This window comes from Chryseobacterium sp. DZ-32, assembly GCF_059587025.1.
The window spans coordinates 52,078-70,084 of the sequence record NZ_JCAIOM010000008.1 but is presented as its reverse complement, the minus strand read 5'-3'; the positions used below and the strand labels follow the sequence as shown (position 1 = coordinate 70,084).

Sequence of the window (18,007 nt, the reverse complement as noted above, 5' to 3'; positions counted from 1 at the left end):
GCATAAGTTTTGAAAATTCTTAAAAAGAAAAAAGTTTATTGTGAAAAAATTATTCTTTCATATCCCGGCAATAGTATTGTGTACTACATTAACTTTAGTTTCGTGTAATACATCAAAGAATGCCAATACCAATCTTCCTGTTGATATTGCAGACAGACCTGCTGACGAAGACAGTCAGAAATATGAACAGGCACAGCTGGATAGATTAAAAGCTTCTATTGAATCTGAAGTATCAGGAGAAAAATGTACGGATGCCAGCGAATGGGCATTTGCTCCTATGGGATCAAAAGCCTGCGGCGGGCCTCAGCAATACATTGCCTATCCTAAGAAAAAAGAAGAAGCTTTCTTACAAAGAGTGAATGAGTATACGGATAAAGTGAAAGCTTTTAATGAAAAGTATAATATTACGTCTGACTGTATGATGATCGAGCCACCTACATCACTCAAATGTATCAATGGTAAGATCAGACTTATCACACCGGACAATAATTAACAATAAAGCAAAGGTTCTATATCAAATCGAAAAAGCTCTGTTCTGAAACAGAGCTTTTATATTTATTTTTAAACAGATCAATGGTGAATTTTGCTCCGCAAGTGAATGGTAAATTTTTGATGCCAAAAATAATTGACAAGCGCAGCGGATTGACTATTCACTATTCACCTGACATCCTAAAATTGATGATCCTTCACATTCTCCTTATACCATGATGAATATTTCACATAGTTATCTGCAATTCTGTTCACTTCTCCTTCCAGTAACTGAGCATTGATATCTTTTATTTTTCTTGCAGGAACTCCTCCCCAGACTTCTCCGGATTTAATGTGCGTTCCCTGGGTCACTACAGAACCTGCTCCTACAATGGAGTTTTCTTCTACAAGACAATCATCCATCACAATAGCTCCCATTCCGATCAATACATTATCTTTAATGGTACATCCATGAACAATCGCGTTATGTCCGATGGAAACATTGTTCCCGATATTCAAAGGATATTTCTGATAGGTACAGTGCAGCATTGCATTATCCTGAACATTTACCTTGTCTCCCATTTTGATGTAATGAACATCTCCTCTGATTACTGCATTATACCAGACACTACAGTCTTTTCCCATTGTGACATCGCCAATAATAGTTGCCGTTTCTGCTAAAAAAGTATTCTCTCCGATCTGTGGTGCTTTTCCTAAAAGCTGTTTTATTAGTGCCATAATATTAATTTGAAAATTTGAAAATGTGCCCAATTGGGAATTAAAATATACTATCATTTCTTACATCTAACTTCTAAATTACAGTGATAGCAAAAATCTAACTCTCAATTTTCAGCTTCTAACTTCTAATGCGTATTTTTGTATCTCAAATTTAACGAAAAAATGCGTACCGTACTTATAGAACCAACTGAAAACCCAAAAGTGATGAAATTTGTAGCAGATTACAATCTCATCCCCGGGTCTTTGGAACTGGACAGAAATTCAGATATTTCAGAAATTCCTCTGGCACAGGAACTTTTCAATTATCCGTTTGTGGAAAGAGTTTTCATTACCGCTAATTTTGTAGCTGTGGCAAAACAGGATACCATAGAATGGGAACATGTTGCTGAAAGTCTGAAAAATGTAATTGAGGATGAATTACTGGCCAACCCGAGAATTTATCTTCAGAAGAAAAAAGAAATGTATCAGATCTATGCTGAAATGACTCCGAATCCCAACGTAATGAAGTTTGTTTCAAGCAAACTGCTGATGGATGGTTTCGTGGAAGTAAAATCGAAAGAAGCGGCTGAAGAAGTTCCTTTAGCACAGGCTATCTTTAAAGAGTTTGATTTTGCAACGGAAGTTTTCATTTCAGACAACTTTGTAGCTGTTACGAGAGATAATTCTGTAGAATGGCACCAGGTGATGATGACTGTTCGTGCACTTATTGCCGAATATCTTCAGAACGGAGGTGAAATTTCAAAAATCGAACCTCAGAAACACGAAAACCCAGTTGAGAAAATTATCAACAGAGATTATACAGAGGATGAGCAGAAAATTTCTGACATTTTAAATGAATATGTAGCTCCTGCCGTAGAAAATGATGGTGGAAAAATTTCTCTGATGGAATACGATCAGGAAAATAAAACAGCAAAAATGCTTCTACAGGGTGCGTGCTCCGGCTGCCCAAGCTCTACTGCTACTTTGAAAAACGGAATTGAAAATATCTTAAAACAATTCGTTCCGGACTTAGTAGAAAGAGTGGAAGCTGTAAACGGATAAAACTGCCGAAATGCCTCCCGGAAAAAAAATTGTCGTGATTATTGGAAGTGCTTCGGCAAATTCCAGCAATCAGAAACTGATGGAACAGGTGCTGGAAAAAACAGACAACGCAAATACAGATTTTCAGTTGTATGCTGACCTTTCTGTTCTTCCGCATTTTGATACCGCATTAACTGATGATCATACTCCTGAAGAAGTTCTGAAGATCAGAGAGGATATTAACCGTTCAGCAGGGGTGATATTTTCTACACCGGAATATATTTTCAGTATCCCGGGAAGAGTAAAAAATCTGTTGGAGTGGTGTGTTTCCACAACGGTATTTTCTGAAAAACCTGTTGCTGTGATTACCGCTTCTGCCAGTGGAGAAAGAGGTCACGAAGAGTTATTATTAATTTTAAAGACTCTTGGAGCTATAACAGATGATAAACATCAGGCATTAATAAAAGGGATAAAAGGTAAATTTGACGGCAATGGCTTACTGGAAAGTAATACCTTTGCCAAAGTATCAAAATTAGTAACAGATTTTAGAACCTCTGTTTCATAATTAAAATTTAGAATATTGAATAAGAAAGGAATTTTACTAGTCAACCTCGGATCACCGAGATCAACTTCTGTAAACGACGTAAAGGAATATCTTGATGAATTTCTGATGGATGAAAGGGTGATTGATTACCGTTGGATCTTTCGTGCACTTCTTGTACAGGGAATCATTCTGAAAACAAGACCTGCAAAATCTGCTGAAGCATATAAAACAGTCTGGACAGATAAAGGTTCTCCACTGATTGTCATTACTGAACAGATTCAGAAAAAGCTTCAGAAAGTAGTAGACGTTCCTGTGGAAATCGGAATGAGATATGCACAACCAAGCATTGAAACCGGAATTCGGAAACTGGTTGATCAGGGAATCACTGAAATTGTTCTTTTTCCACTATATCCTCAATATGCGATGAGCACCACGGAAACGGTTATTGAAAAGGCCGAAGAGGTAAGAAAAAAGAAGTTTCCCGGTATAAAAATTAATTATATTCAGCCTTTTTATAACAGAGATATTTATATCAATTGTCTTGCAGAAAGTATTAAAGAGAAGCTTCCTGAAAATTTCGATGCATTGCAGTTTTCTTACCATGGTGTTCCGGAAAGACATATTTATAAAACAGATCCTACAAAGACCTGTAACCTTAATGACTGTTGTTCCAGAGATGATAATCCAAGTCATCAGTTCTGCTACCGTCACCAATGTTATAAAACAACGCAGCTTGTTATTGACAAACTGAATTTACCTAAAGAAAAAACGATTGTTTCTTTCCAGTCAAGATTAGGAAAAGATAAATGGATTGAGCCATATACCGACGAAACATTGGAAACAATTGGTAAAAAAGGGATCAAAAACCTGGCCATTGTATGTCCGGCTTTCGTTTCTGACTGTCTTGAAACCCTGGAAGAAATTTCTGTGGAAGGAAAAGAACAGTTCATGCATGGTGGTGGAGAAAATTTCCATTATATCCCATGTCTGAATGATGAAGACCGATGGATTGAAGTGGTAAAAACACTTTGTGAAGAAAAACTTAATGATTTCTATTTAGTATAATTTTTTTTGCTAAAAATATACAAAAGGCCACAAGAATTAACTTGCGGCCTTTTCATTGAATATATTAAAGATTTGATTTGGTTATTTTTTAATCAGGTTTCCTGCTTTTTCTCCGTTGACCAATACAATGTATACTCCCGGAAGAATATTAGAAGGAAGCTGAATGTTCAGTTTATTTGTCCCATCAGTAATTTCAACTTTTTCTGAAATTTCTTTTTTACCTGTAAGGCTTACCAGTTCTACAATTCCTTTTCCTGATTTTCCTTCAAAGTTGATGGTAAATCTGTCTGTTGCAGGATTCGGGCTTATCGTGTACAGTGCTGTATCTGCTGTTGCCATTTTTCCTGCCGGAGAAGTTCCACCTCCTACACCTACAGCATTCCATGCATTTTTAACCTGAGTCACTTCATTGCTGGTTGCTCCGTATAAATCAGTAGCTGCCTGAATAGAATAGGTTCTTGCATTGGCATATGTTGAAGAAGAGGTCAGATAAGTTGTCAATGTTCTGTATGCAATGGCTCCAGCCTTATCAAGTCCTATTGCGGAAACATTGTAAGCAAAACCTTTGTCATTCGTACCGGAACCTCCTGTTACTAACAGATAATACCAGAAGTTAAGTACACCTGAATTGGTATGAACCCCACAATAATCATTAGACTGGCTTGGAGTAACGCAACCTGAAGTGGTGGTAGTTTTCCAGTAGGTTCCCATATAGGTATCCGGCTGGCTGTATGCGTTAGGGTTAGCCATATTCCTGATTACATAATTGAAATCTTCTCCCAGTGTCCAGCTTGCCTGTGTAGGTCTTGCCCAACGTTCAATGGTGTTTCCAAATATATCTGAGAAGCCTTCATTTAATGCTCCTGATTCTCTTTGATACGCAAGGTTAGCTGTTTTGGATGTTAATCCATGCGTAATTTCATGGCCGCAAACATCAAGTGCTGTTAATGGTTTTCCTCCGTTTGTAGTGGAACTACCATCTCCATAGGTCATTCTGGAACCATCCCAAAATGCATTAAAATAGTTGGTAGAATAGTGAACATAGGATTTAATAGCAAAGTTATTATTATCAATACTCTTACGTCCGTATTTTGTATAGAAGTAATCCACTGTCATTTCTGCTCCCCAATGGGCATCTGTAGCATATTGATCTTTATTGGTATTGACATTATTCCAGTTGTTGTCCGTATCTGTAAAGTCTACTGCAGAAGCATAGCTTGTTCCTTTTTTCAGGTTATAAGTTTCTACTGAAGTTCCTCCGTTTCTTCCTGTTTCTCTTAATCTGTAGCTTCCGTTATAAGAGTCTGTAGTGATGCTGCGGGTTCCGCTATATCCTGTAACGGCTGTTCCCGGTGTGTTTACTTCGTGAATAATGGCATCTACTCCCAGCACTTTTCCATTTTTAGCATCTACAAAAACATATTGTCTGCTTAATGGTTTTTCTGCATAGATATCGAATTTATAGGCTAGCCTTAAATCATTCAGCTTGTCATCATCAGGATTTGAATAATAAACCAATTCACCTTTTGGAGCATAGCTTGCATTGGGATCACCGGTTTCTTTTTTAAGAAAATCTTCTTCTTCTTTATTTTTCCATTTATAGGATTCTGCTCCTACAAATGACAAAGCGCTCTGTAAAGCAGCATTTTCAGCAAGACTGGCTGTTTTATCAAGTCCTTTCGGAACTTTAATAACCCATTTTCCTGATTGTCCTACAATTTTACCGTCTTTTGTCTGTACCGCCATCATTCCGTATTCTACAGGAATATCATTAACGGTCTGTTGAAATCTTTGAGTTTCAAAACCTAATGCATCTTTTTCTAACCCTAGTTTACGAGCATGCCCCGGAGAAAGCCTCTGAGAAGCTTCGTCAAATAAAACAGGGGCTCCCTGATAGGAAGGGGCATTTTTTTCAAATCTCATAAATTCAGCATGTAATCCGCTTTTTCCCGGAACTAATTTTGATGGTGTGTTTTGCCCAAAGACAAAAGAGCATGCAGCAACGCTTGCTACTAAGATAAATTTCGTTTTCATATTAATATTGGTTGATTGTGGTGACGAATTTATAAACTTTTCACAATAAAACAACAAAAACAATGAATAAAATTCAATTGATATTATAAATCAATAAATAAAACATAATAATGATTTTAAAACAAAGAAAATTATTTAAATATATTTTTTTTGCAATATGAATTTTATGTTAAAAAATTTAACTAAAATCAAATTTTTGTGAATTATTATTTTTCACTATGCAGTGCATTATAATGTAAAAAATTAATCCTAATCTACGGTCTGGAGGATAAATTCTATTCAATAGAATCAAAAAAAAGGAACCATCTTAACAGACAGTCCCATTTTATATGATATTTTTATCGTATTACTACCTACCTCTTGTTGGCAATTGGTGTTCTGAATTCTCCATATCCCATTAACCCATCATAATTTCTTCCAAATGGTGCATAATAAAGAAATGCCTGATAGAGATTTTCTGTCTGCCAGAAGTTACCGTTTATTTCTCCAAAGTTCAGAGAGCCATTCCCTTCTTTTGTTGCCAATACATAGTTATAAAAACCTTGTTTCAGGAATATTTTCGCGACATACTGTTTGGTGGACGCGTCATATTGCATCTGATTTTCCTTGCTGGGTTTAAAATTATTAAATCCTCCCAGTACATAAATTTCTTTATCCACAGGATCGGAATCCAGGTAGAAATGTACCCATGAATAATCAGCTTCTCTTTCTGCATCTCTCTCTCTTCCCAAGTCGTTCCTTCTGTAGTACCAGGCTCCATTCACATCCGGCTGATACTGATAATTTAAAGGGAACGCCCATACCGGATGAAGATACGTCTGGTTCACATCATCTTTTATTTCGGTAGCACGCACCATATCTGCGGCCATATTCATATTTTTATTATCAAAATAATAAAACTCATTATCCCCAGGAAAAACAAGATTCATCTGCTGGAACAAAACCTGATTTCCTAAAACACTGCTCGGTTTAAGATTGGATATCACCATATTCGGGTTGTTATTCTGCATCACATTCATCGTGATTGAATTGACGTTGGAAGAAATATCTCCGCCTTTCGGAGAAACATTCACTTCTACCCTCTGGTTAACGTTGGGATTTTTCGCATCTGCAAATCTTGAAATATTTAACCCCACAGACGTTACATCTTCTACCAGATAAAATCTCTTTTTGAACAGAGGCTGGTCTGCCGAATCTTTGTAGACAATCAGTTCATAATTCCCTGAGACTTTCAGCTGGATTTTATCATTCGGGAAAACAAGTTTATAGTGGGTATAAGCCTGTAATGTATTGAAAGAATACTGAAACTGATCCAGCAGTGCATTCATACTTCCGGTAGCAAATTCTGTAAAAAACAGATTATCTTCATTCCAGTTTCTGTCGTAATGTTTGAAGGTATACCTATAGATCTGACTGCCGTTTGTAAGATCATCAAAGCCTAAAACCAATTGTTCACCAATTTTAATGACAGGGGTTTCATCATTGGTCTGAGGGTTGAACAGCTGAATACTTTGGATATTTTGTCCAAAAACCAGTCCGCCCAAAGAAAGTAAGAGTATTCGCAAAGTTTTCATTATGACGAAGATAACGAAAAATAGCCATTTTCTTAATAATATCGTATTTTTGAATAAAAAATATTCAGATATGCTTCAGATTCAAGGTTTCGTATTCAACTTTGCGAGTGAAAATACTTACATCGTCTATAACGAAAATAAAAATGCCTGGTTAATCGATCCGGGAAATATGAATGCTCAGGAGACTCAGGCTATAGATAATTTTATTACTGAAAAAGGACTGAAGATTCAGAAAATTCTTTTAACCCATGCTCATATTGATCATGTTTTGGGCCTTCAGTGGGCTTTTGACAAATTCAATGTTCCTGTGAATATGCATCAGGAAGACCAGGAAGTTCTGGATATGCTTCAGGCGAGCGGGATGAGATTCGGAATGCAGATCAATCCGGTAAAAGTGGATGTAGAATATATAAAGGAAGGTGATGAACTTGATCTGGATGGAGAAAAATTCAAAATATATCATGTTCCGGGACATTCTCCAGGAAGTGTTGTCTATCATAACGAAGCACAAAAATTCATGATTTCCGGTGATGTTCTTTTTGAAGGAAGTATCGGAAGAACAGATCTGTATAAAGGAAATTATGATCAGCTGATTGAAGGAATTAAATCAAAACTTTTCATTCTGGATAATGATACCCAGGTTTTCTCAGGACATGGAAATCCTACATCTATTGGTTTTGAGAAACAGTATAATCCTTTTTTGAAGTAAACAATCTATTTAAACCTCATGCAGATAATGCAGATTCCTTCGAGATGAAATGATTTAAGTTTATTAAAAAATACTCATATAGCTAATCATTAAGAAGGATTTAAGTAATAAAGAATAGTTAAGATGAATCATTCTGATTTTTAAGCATAAAGCGCTGCTTATCTTAATACTCTCAAATGCTTAATGATAAACCTTTTTGTTTCAAAAAATAAAATTTAATCTTCATTAACAGGTCGCTCCTACGGAGCTTTATTTTACGGTGATCTTATTATTTTTCTATTAACAGTTGATCACGATGGGATCAAATCCAGCTCCAGTAGGAGCTAACTGTTAATAGACGTATATGTTTTAACATTAGAGCTCCGGAGGAGCGACCTGTTAATCCATGCCATAAATATTGATATTTCCAATGTATTTAGACTTTTTATCGGACAGTAATGATAAAAAATACAAAACCGTCAGAAATTCTGACGGTTTTGCTGTTATAAAGAAATAGAATTTAGAAATCCAATGTGATTGATGCTCTGGCAGCAGCTCCCATAATAGGTCTGGCCATGATGATTCCGTCTCCATTAGGCGATCCTGCTCTTGGATCTCCTTCTGTAATCCCGATGGTGTTAAAGATATTGGTACCGTCAACGGCAAAGCGTATTCTTCCTAACTGGTAAGACATTCCCGCTCCAAATTCTGTGAAAGAAGGCAAAGTTTGTACATTCTTCTCATCCTGGAAGCGTTTTCCATAATAATTCATACTTACATAGGCTCTCCATAATTTGGTAATATTCACAGCCGGTGAAATATTGAAGAAAAATTTAGGCATCCTTCTTACTACATTTCCTTCAAGAACACTTCCGGCCTCAAGGTTTTTATATTTTGGACTCTGAATGGTTCCGTTGAATGTTACTTCTACAATATTATTGAATAAACGGGCGAAACCTTCCACTTCAACTCCATAGTTTTGTGTATTGGCAAAGGTATTTTCGGATTTTCCATCAGAGAAAACATCCGTAAATGACAGGTTCTTCAAGGTAGAATAGAACGGAATCACTGCTATATCAAAAGTACGCGAGTAATATTTATACCCAACCTCCAATTGGTTTGTGGTCACTGATTTTAAAGGTTTATCAGGAGTTGGATTGGAGAAATAATTGTAGTACGCTTCTTCATTCGGAGATCTGAAACCATTGGAGAAACGGGCGTATACTGCATTTTCTCTATTGATTTTATAATTCGCTGCTAATGTAAAAGATACTTTATCCACATTATAGTTCCAGTAGGTATATTTATTTCCCAATACACTCATATTATCATCAGCAGTAGTCGTGCTGAAACCATGAGTTCCATCAATGGTTAACCCTGAATTATTTAAATTCGCACTTGTTGTATTGGCAAAATTTCCTTTGTAATAATCGTGGCTGTAACGAAGACCTCCGTTTACACTTAAGGCATCGGTAATATTATAATCCAGGTTTATATACAGATCATTCAAACTTCCCTGAGTCTGAGTTCTTCTTTGTAAAAATGTCATATCCATAACACCATTGTAGGTTTTAGAATATCCATCATCAGACGGACTCATAGACGGGTTTACCAGATTTAAAAGTTCAGGTCTGTCTGTAGCAGTTGCCAGAACATTACTCCAGTTCCAGTATTGCTGAGATTTCCAGTTGGATTTATAAAAACCAGCCGTAACATTTCCTTTGTCAAATTTATAACTGAATTGTAAATCATTCACAAAATTATTCATCTGTTTGTCGATTGCCCAGAATCCTAATTTTTGTACATACTCAGGATTAACAACAGCTCCGTTGCTTACGAGAGAATACTGATAATTGCTCATACCAAGCCCACCATCTTTCACGGCATCAGTAGCATATTTAGAAGCTAGCTTTGGACCTCCTGCCGGAAAAATCCCGGTATAATTCATATTGATATTGGTGTATCTCGTTTTGTTTAAAACACTGAAATTATTTCCAAGATCATACTTAAACTCAGCACCCACTGCATCTACTTTCGGATGGATCCCGTCTTCAAGGTTTCTGTTGAAAAACCCACCTCCGGCCTGTGGAATATTCAGCTGACTGATGGCTCTGTAACTGTATGTTCCGTAATTAGGATCAAATCCCTGGAATCCTTTCAGTTTATTTCCGTTCTGGATTAAAGGAATCGGAAGGAAGAATGTATTTCTGTCATCCAGTTTTTTGTAATACACTTTTACATAGCCTTTATCAAAGACATATTTCAGGTTCATTCTGATCTGCCCGCCGTTATTGGCTTTAAAACCCGTTTTTCTGATCCCGTCATCTGTTCTGTAAAAACCACCGACATTGAAAAACAATTTATCCTGAACCAAAGCACCTCCTACATTCACATCGGTACGCATCAATCCGTAGGTACTTGTTTCAAGTTTCGCCGTACCTCTGAAATCATTGGTTCCTTCTCTGGTAATAAAGTTGATCAGACCACCTGGAGAATTCGTTGCATAAATAGATCCGGAACCTCCTCTCAAAGCTTCCATACGGTTGACCGAATTGTCTACACGGAAAAAATTATCTGCATTGGCAAACTGAAGCGCTCCATCTTCAAAAACCGGAAGACCGTCTTCCTGTACCTGTACAAATTCATAAGCTCCTGCAGAAGGAATCCCCCTTGCAAAAAGGTTGTTTCCTACTTCACCTCCTGAAGTTTCCACTGCAAATCCCGGAACTCGCTGTAATAAAGCCGCAGCACTGATTGGGTTTTGTTTCTGGATTTCTTTGGAGCTAAAGGTAGAAATCGCTGTACTGGATTCTATTTTTTTCTTCGGATTTGAGTTTCCTGTAATGACAATCTGATCGATGGAGGAAACTTTTGCAGAATCCTGCGGTGTTTCCTGGGCATAAGCATTATTAAAATATAACGTAGCTGTTGCGGCGATTAAAAAGATTGATTTTTTTTTCATAGCCATATTCTTTTATTGTTAGTTCAGTTTTGTTGTAATTGTAAATACACTCCATTGGTCCAACCGAATCCGTCCTGATTGGGGTATTCCCCGCCGCCTGCTATTGTTTCTGTGTCTAATGCATTGTATTTTTCCATCAGCTTTCCGGTGTTTTTGTAGACCCTTTCTACATTGGAACACCAGTTGTTTTTAATTTTTTCTGCCAATTCATTAAAGCCATAATTTTTCATTGCTTTAAAGCCCAGCCATTGATAAGGAGCCCACGCATTGGGAAGATCCCACTGCTGACCCGAGTTTTTAGTTGTGGTAACAAGACCACCCTGGTAAAGAAACTTTTCAGCAACAGCTTTAGCAACTGCCTCAGCCTGCTCCTGATCTGCAATTTCAAGGAATAAAGGGTAAAGAGCAGCAATATGTTCAGACGGTGTTTTTGTGTTTTTTTTAGTGTGATAATCTTTATAATTGTTAGTATTTCCATCCCAGAAATAGTTATTGATCATCTGTCTTCGGCTTGCTGCTCTTTCTGAAAAATAATTTTCTTTTTCACTCAGATTCTGAAGCGCTGAAGATTTTGCCAAAGTCATTTCCAAATGCCATAAAAGGCAGTTCAGATCAACCTGTGCAAGGTTCAGCGTTTCTATCGTCTGTATATTTTCTCCGTCTGCAAACCATCTGCTGGAAAAATCCCAGCCGGATTCGCAGGCACTTCTTATATTTCTATAAAATTCGTCTCCTGAAGCGGTCTCCTGATCTTCAATATCGATCAGATAACTTTCGGGACGTGGTGCATTTTCTGCATCGTAATAACGATTTAGAATATCTCCGTCTGCTGTTCTCACCACTCTTTTTATCCTGGAATTGTTTTCAAGCCCTTCTTCGCCATCCATCCAGAAAGCATATTCTTTCTCCAGGGTTTCGTGGTACTGTGTATAAATTCCTTCATCATGCGTTGTTTCAAAAAGGAGATCAAGCATTAATGAAAAGTAAGGAGGCTGCGATCTGCTCAGGAAATGAGTTCTGCTCGCATTCGGAACAAATCCTATATTTTGGATCAGATAAGAACAGTTTTCAATAATATTTTCCATCATTTCTACTCTTCCGGAAACCTGCAATCCAAGCATAATAAAGTAGCTGTCCCAATAGAAAAACTCATTGAAACGACCACCCGGAACGATATAGGGTTTTGGTAATTTTAAAAGGGTTCCTTTTTCTTCATACGCTGTACGGGTTAACTCATCCCATAGTTTTTCAATATGCTCACCAATGGGAAGCTGATCTTGTCTCTGAACAGAAACTCTTGCTCCTAAAAAGTCAAAATGAGTCATCACAAAATCCTTCAGATCAAAACCTTCTGCATCTTTTGATTGTTCATAATCCTCATTGATCTTTGCAATGGGAAAAAGAGGAACTGCATCCGTCATCATTTTCTGATCTTCAAAAATTTCAGATCTCTGTACATTATCAAACAGACTTTGAATTTCGTTTATATAAAGCTGATTACTCATTGTTATTTTTTAGGATTAATTTTTAATTTATTCATGAACACTGCCGAAGTGATCAGTAATGAAAGCGGAATCAGGGAAAGGTAAAATGCCTGCTGCCCGCTGAACTCCTGAAACACAAAACCGGTAATAATAGAACCTATAGTTCCTCCGATAGCTGAGAACACAACAATCAGTCCTGACATCGCACTGTGCAGATATTTAGGGATTGATGCCAGAATCACAGAATTGATACTCGGATAAATCGGTGCCAGCAAACCTCCCATCAAAGGAAATAAATAAACGACCAAAGGAGCATTCAACCAGTTTGTATTTGTATCAATATGAATATTATGGGTCAAGGGCAAAACCAGCAATAAACTGATAGCAAAACCTACCACACAGAAAGAAACTACATAGATCCAGCTGAATTTTTTAGAGAAGAATCCCGATAAAAATCTTCCCAAAGCAAAAGCTCCCGCTAAAACCGCTCCCGCCTGAATACTCATAGAGGTAGGCACTTTTAAAATCTCTTTATAAAATGTGGGCGTCCACGTTTGAAAGCTCTGCTCTACCAATACAAAAAGGAAAGCGCATAATAAAAAACATAATACTTTTTTATAGCTGAATAAGCTTACACTATTTTTTAAATCTCCCAAGAGATCTGTTTTATCACTTTTAGCTTCCTGTTCGTTCAGTTTTGAAAAGAATAAAAATAAAAAAGACAAACTTGAAAGTCCTCCCAGCACCCAATACACATTCAGCCATTCAGTAGATTTCGGATTATGATCATCTATATATAAACTGAATAAAACATTTCCAGCCAGTACTCCGATCATAAAAAACCCTTCCAGAAATCCCATAAAACTGGAATGTTCTTTATCTGTTTCCGTTACCAACCCAATAGAAGTAAAAACCGATATTTTGATTAATGCAAATGAAACTCCTACGGTTGCAAATAATAATTTGAATACCCAGAAGTCATTGGTAAAAGGCATTACAAAGCACATGCAGCTTACCAGCAATAAAGCAATCAGCATTGATTTTTTGATTCCTATCTTCGGAAGAAATGAAGCCAGAATGAAAGAACATATGGCGATTGGAAGATCTTTGAAGCCTTCCAGAACGCTTGCCGAAGATTTTGAAATCCCATAATTCTGCTGTACCTGTAGAATGACTGTTCCTACAGAATTCAGAAGAATGGCGAAGACAAAATAGTTTAAAAATAAAACGGCCTTGATGTTAAGATTTTTCATTCAGGTGATTTCTTGCTGGCTAAGATAGAAGCATTTCTGTTAACGATAATTTAACACAGTAAATCAATATTTGAACTATATTAATATATTTAGTATTTTTAGTGAATAAATATGATTAATTAGATGAAAGTTACTTTTGAAAGGGTAATCCCTAATGAAAAGAGCTCATTCCGCACCATTCATAATAATTCTCCCATTTCAGAATTCAAATGGGAGTATCATTATCATCCCGAAATTGAGCTGGTATGTGTTATTTCCGGGAGTGGGACACGCCATGTGGGCTATCATAAAAGTAATTATACGAATGGAGATCTGGTGTTAATCGGGTCTAATATTCCCCACTCCGGATTCGGTCTGAATTCTATTGATCCGCATGAAGAAATTGTACTTCAGTTCAAAGAAGAAATCCTTCAGTTTCCCGAGCAGGAAGTAGAATCGAGATCTATTAAAAACCTGTTGGAACTTTCAAAGTACGGGATTCATTTTCATCATAAAGTAAAAAAGGTAATGCTTCCCAGGCTGAAACTGATGCTGGAATCTGAAGGCTACAAAAGATATTTATTATTGCTTGAAATTCTTTTTGAACTTTCAAAATGTGAGGATTATGATCTTTTAAACAAGGAAATCATGCCCTACACCATTATTTCTAAAAATAAAACCCGTCTTGAGAATATATTTACCTATGTAGAACATCATTACGACAAGGAAATTGATATTGAAGAAGTAGCAAAACTAGCTAACCTGACTTTACCAGCTTTCTGTAATTTCTTTAAAAAAGCGACTCAGATTACGTTTACAGAGTTTGTGAACCGTTATAGAATTAATAAAGCCTGTCTGCTGATGGCGCAGGACAGATCTATTTCAGAATGCAGCTACCAGTGTGGCTTTAATAATGTAACCTACTTTAACAGGATGTTTAAAAAATATACGGGGAAGACTCCTTCAGAATTTATCAGGAATTATTCTCATAGCAATGTTAATGTAGATATAAAGACTGAAAAGAAGACTAAAGCTAAAATAAGTTTTTAATAGAAGACTTCTACCGGAGTGACGGACTGTGTGGATAATAGGTGAACTATGTTGCAAGAAACAAAAAAGCCACTCCAAAAGAGCAGCTTTGTATTATTGAGTAAAAACCAGTAACTAAATAAACCAGCAATTATTTCCATTTAATATTGCAACCCATGCTAGGTCTCTGAATTTCTTCCTGAGCTTCTCCAGCCAAAAGATTTTCAAAAGCAATAATCAGATCCTCACCTGTAACATCTTTATTATTTCCCGGTCTTGAATCATCCATCTGACCTCTGTATACAAGGTCAAGCTTATCATCAAAGAAATAAAAATCCGGTGTACAAGCTGCATCATAAGCTTTTGCTACTGCCTGGCTTTCATCAAACAGATAAGGGAAATCAAATCTTCTTTCAATTTGAAATTCGATCATTTTTTCCGGAGAATCTGCCGGATATTTTTCGATATCGTTAGCATTGATGGCGATGAATTCAATTCCGCGCTCGTTATAATCTTCGTATAGTTCATTGATCTTGTCAATTACATGAAGAACAAACGGACAGTGGTTGCACATAAAGATCACCAAAGTACCTTTTTCTCCTTTCAGTTCTTCCAAAGACTGAAGTTCATTCGTTTTTGACGGGTTAGGAAGTTCAAAAAACGGAGCTTTTGTTCCTAATGCCAGCATATTTGAGGGAGTATTCATATCCTTATTTCTTTACCGGCAAAGATAATTATTTCTTTTGTTAATTAGGAAAAAGACATTTTCATTTTTAATAAGGTAAGGAAGCTGGAAGCTGGAGGATGAAGATTGTTAGCCCTCAAAAATAGTTATAGTCAAATTCTATTATTATATTATTTAACCTTCAAAATAACTCCCAGCACCCATTCTTCCAGCTTCCAGCCTTTAATTAATCTTCTTTAAAAAGTAGACGAACCTATAAAACTTACAATATCCCTTGGAAGTTATATTAAAAAGTTTGTAGTTTTGCTAACGCTGTTAGTAAATAAAAATCATGGGTCTACATGAACGCCGTCAACGAGAAAAAGAATCCATCCGTGCAAATATTTTGCAGGCTGCTTTTACGTTGGCTAAAACTGAAGGCTGGGGTTCGCTTTCTATGCGTAAGATAGCAGATGCTATTGAGTATAGCGCTCCCGTTGTATATGATTATTTTGAAAATAAAGAAGCTATTCTATTTGAAATTTCTTTAGATGGCTTTCATAAGTTACATATAGAATTATTAAAAGCTCAGCAGAAACACGACACTCCGGAAGAGCAGCTTGTTGCCATTGTGGATGCGTACTGGAACTTTGCTTTTAAAAATAAGGAATATTACCAGCTGATGTTTGGTCTTGGAATGCAATGTTGTGGAAAAGGGCAGATGAAAAAAGAATTCTCATCATTTCAGGAACTTATTTATGAATGTACTTATGAGATTATAAAGAAAAACGGATCCAATCCGGACAATGCCTGTCATATGTCCCACGCTCTGTTTTCTGCCGTACACGGTATGATCTCTATTATGATGATGCGTACAGCTGATATCCCTTCAACGATGAATAAAACGACTTTGGACGAAACTGTTTCGGCTTTTATTAAGTCTTTATAGATTTTTTTTGAATTAAAAATTAACACCGTTAGGAAAATTAACACTGAATTAATATAGATTATTCTGTTATTCCTGATTAAAAAATGAAATCACTTATGGAGCAATATATAACATTCAGCTGGTAAAAGTAATCATTTTTTGCTTATAAATTAACACTGTTAGTAAAATTAACACACCTTACACCAACATTATACACTTCAATACATTAAAAAAATTTTCAATTATGGAAACAATCGACCTCATCGGACATTAAAAATTCTGTAATTTTTTTTGAACAAATCATTAACACTGTTAGGAAAAAATACAGCATTTATCAAAACATTTTTTACTTACCTCTAACACTTCATTAAAAAAATTAAACCAACAATGAAATTACCTGGAAAAACAAGGTTTATTGTACTTATTGCAAGTATAATTCTTTTACAGAGCTGCACAAAAGCCGCAGAAGGAACCAATGCCGCACCTCCAGCTCCAGAACTTCCGGTTTATACCGTTATCACCTCACCCGCTACTACATATCAGGAATTCCCAACTGCTTTGGAAGGGAAAAACAACGTAGAAATCAGATCTCAGGTAGATGGATACCTGGACAGAATCTATGTAGAAGAAGGAGCTTATGTAAGAGCAGGACAACCGTTATTTAAAATAGATTCAAGAAGCTATGGCGAACAGATGAATATGGCTCAGGCTAATCTTCAGGCGGCCAATGCCAATATCCAAAAAGCAAGAGTGGAAGTAGACAGACTTCAGCCGCTGGTTGCTGCAAAAGTAGTTTCTGATGTACAGCTTAAAACAGCAAAAGCAAATTATGAAGCCGCTGTTGCTGCCGCTGCTCAGGCCAGAGCCTCTGTAGGAAGCGCCAGAATCAATGTAGGATTTACCACCATTACAGCTCCTGTAAGTGGTTATATCGGAAGAATTCCTTATAAAAAAGGAAGTCTGATCTCCAGAACAGATGTGAATCCATTGACATTATTATCAGACATCAGTGAAATCTATGCCTATTTCTCTTTAAGCGAACTTGATTTCATTGCTTTCCAGAATAAATATCCGGGAGCAAGCTTAGAAGAAAAACTGAAAAATATGCCCATGGTAGATCTTGTGATTGCCGACAACAGTACTTATCCTGAAAAAGGAAGATTAAGCATTGTAGACGGCCAGTTTGACAAAACTACCGGAGCCATCAGTGTACGTGCCGTTTTCCCTAATGCCAACGGAACTTTAAGAACCGGAAATACAGGAAGAGTACGTATGCCACAGCTCATTTCGAATGCAGTCGTAATTCCTCAGGAATCAACCTTCGAAATTCAGGATAAAACCTATGTCTATGTAATGGGTAAAGATCAGAAGGTAACCGGAAGACCTATCAAAATATCAGGAAAAACGGATAGCTATTATTTTATTTCTGAAGGGCTTAAGCCTGGAGAAAAAATTGTATTCACAGGAATTGGAAACCTGAAAGACGGTGCTTCCATCAAGCCGAAAAATATTTCTTCGGACAGCTTGTTAAAAGCAAAACCATTATAGTCCTTTTAGAATACAGAAGACTTAAAAAA

At 36.6% G+C, this 18,007-nt stretch carries 15 protein-coding genes; 8 read left to right on the top strand and 7 right to left on the bottom strand.

From position 1 onward, the window contains the following. Nucleotides 1–40: 40 nt before the first annotated feature. Nucleotides 41–493 (top strand): hypothetical protein, encoded by a 453-nt coding sequence (locus AC59HC_RS10690; protein WP_202841242.1) that lies wholly within the window; start codon nucleotides 41–43, stop codon nucleotides 491–493. Between the two features lie 176 nt (nucleotides 494–669). Here AC59HC_RS10690 and AC59HC_RS10685 read toward each other — a convergent pair whose 3' ends face one another. Further along, nucleotides 670–1,206, bottom strand: coding sequence for a gamma carbonic anhydrase family protein (locus AC59HC_RS10685; RefSeq protein ID WP_034694954.1), 537 nt, complete (start codon nucleotides 1,204–1,206; stop codon nucleotides 670–672). Nucleotides 1,207–1,368: 162 nt separating this feature from the next. On the opposite strand from AC59HC_RS10685, the gene AC59HC_RS10680 reads away from it, so the two are divergent. The 3 genes from AC59HC_RS10680 to hemH are packed head-to-tail and all read left to right on the top strand — an operon-like array spanning nucleotide 1,369 to nucleotide 3,835. Further along, nucleotides 1,369–2,247: a NifU family protein gene (locus tag AC59HC_RS10680; protein ID WP_062676215.1), complete on the top strand. Its 879-nt coding sequence runs from the start codon at nucleotides 1,369–1,371 to the stop codon at nucleotides 2,245–2,247. 10 nt (nucleotides 2,248–2,257) lie between these two features. Beyond that, entirely contained in the window at nucleotides 2,258–2,791 is a 534-nt protein-coding gene (locus AC59HC_RS10675; protein WP_429812777.1) for an NADPH-dependent FMN reductase, read from the top strand. Between the two features lie 15 nt (nucleotides 2,792–2,806). Beyond that, entirely contained in the window at nucleotides 2,807–3,835 is a 1,029-nt protein-coding gene (gene hemH, locus AC59HC_RS10670; RefSeq protein ID WP_496558573.1) for a ferrochelatase, read from the top strand. 81 nt (nucleotides 3,836–3,916) lie between these two features. Here the strand turns inward: hemH and AC59HC_RS10665 are convergent, their stop codons facing one another. Both AC59HC_RS10665 and AC59HC_RS10660 read right to left on the bottom strand, forming a co-directional pair. Continuing rightward, nucleotides 3,917–5,869, bottom strand: a complete 1,953-nt coding sequence (locus tag AC59HC_RS10665) for a M4 family metallopeptidase (protein ID WP_411413482.1) — start codon at nucleotides 5,867–5,869, stop codon at nucleotides 3,917–3,919. 353 nt (nucleotides 5,870–6,222) lie between these two features. Then, a complete protein-coding gene (locus AC59HC_RS10660; protein ID WP_343643344.1) occupies nucleotides 6,223–7,443 on the bottom strand; it encodes a type IX secretion system plug protein in 1,221 nt (406 codons plus the stop codon). Nucleotides 7,444–7,513: 70 nt separating this feature from the next. On the opposite strand from AC59HC_RS10660, the gene AC59HC_RS10655 reads away from it, so the two are divergent. Further along, entirely contained in the window at nucleotides 7,514–8,152 is a 639-nt protein-coding gene (locus AC59HC_RS10655) for an MBL fold metallo-hydrolase (protein ID WP_202841251.1), read from the top strand. Nucleotides 8,153–8,651: 499 nt separating this feature from the next. On the opposite strand, the gene AC59HC_RS10650 is transcribed toward AC59HC_RS10655, so the two are convergent. Genes AC59HC_RS10650 through AC59HC_RS10640 form a run of 3 tightly spaced genes read right to left on the bottom strand, consistent with a single transcriptional unit; the run spans nucleotide 8,652 to nucleotide 13,830 of the window. Then, complete coding sequence (locus tag AC59HC_RS10650; RefSeq protein WP_496558572.1) at nucleotides 8,652–11,093, bottom strand: TonB-dependent receptor; 2,442 nt, start codon at nucleotides 11,091–11,093, stop codon at nucleotides 8,652–8,654. Between the two features lie 23 nt (nucleotides 11,094–11,116). After that, on the bottom strand, nucleotides 11,117–12,598 hold the full coding sequence (locus tag AC59HC_RS10645; RefSeq protein ID WP_496558571.1) for a trehalase family glycosidase: 1,482 nt from the start codon (nucleotides 12,596–12,598) through the stop codon (nucleotides 11,117–11,119). A gap of 2 nt (nucleotides 12,599–12,600) precedes the next feature. Further along, nucleotides 12,601–13,830 carry an MFS transporter gene (locus AC59HC_RS10640; RefSeq protein WP_496558570.1) on the bottom strand — a complete coding sequence of 410 codons (1,230 nt, stop codon included), beginning with the start codon at nucleotides 13,828–13,830 and terminating at the stop codon, nucleotides 12,601–12,603. Between the two features lie 123 nt (nucleotides 13,831–13,953). On the opposite strand from AC59HC_RS10640, the gene AC59HC_RS10635 reads away from it, so the two are divergent. Beyond that, nucleotides 13,954–14,859, top strand: a complete 906-nt coding sequence (locus tag AC59HC_RS10635) for an AraC family transcriptional regulator (RefSeq protein WP_496558569.1) — start codon at nucleotides 13,954–13,956, stop codon at nucleotides 14,857–14,859. A 130-nt stretch (nucleotides 14,860–14,989) separates the two neighbouring features. On the opposite strand, the gene AC59HC_RS10630 is transcribed toward AC59HC_RS10635, so the two are convergent. Next, complete coding sequence (locus AC59HC_RS10630) at nucleotides 14,990–15,544, bottom strand: thioredoxin family protein (RefSeq protein WP_120232903.1); 555 nt, start codon at nucleotides 15,542–15,544, stop codon at nucleotides 14,990–14,992. 310 nt (nucleotides 15,545–15,854) lie between these two features. On the opposite strand from AC59HC_RS10630, the gene AC59HC_RS10625 reads away from it, so the two are divergent. Both AC59HC_RS10625 and AC59HC_RS10620 read left to right on the top strand, forming a co-directional pair. Beyond that, complete coding sequence (locus AC59HC_RS10625) at nucleotides 15,855–16,451, top strand: TetR/AcrR family transcriptional regulator (protein WP_034694942.1); 597 nt, start codon at nucleotides 15,855–15,857, stop codon at nucleotides 16,449–16,451. Between the two features lie 366 nt (nucleotides 16,452–16,817). After that, entirely contained in the window at nucleotides 16,818–17,978 is a 1,161-nt protein-coding gene (locus AC59HC_RS10620) for an efflux RND transporter periplasmic adaptor subunit (protein WP_062676224.1), read from the top strand. Nucleotides 17,979–18,007: the final 29 nt, after the last annotated feature.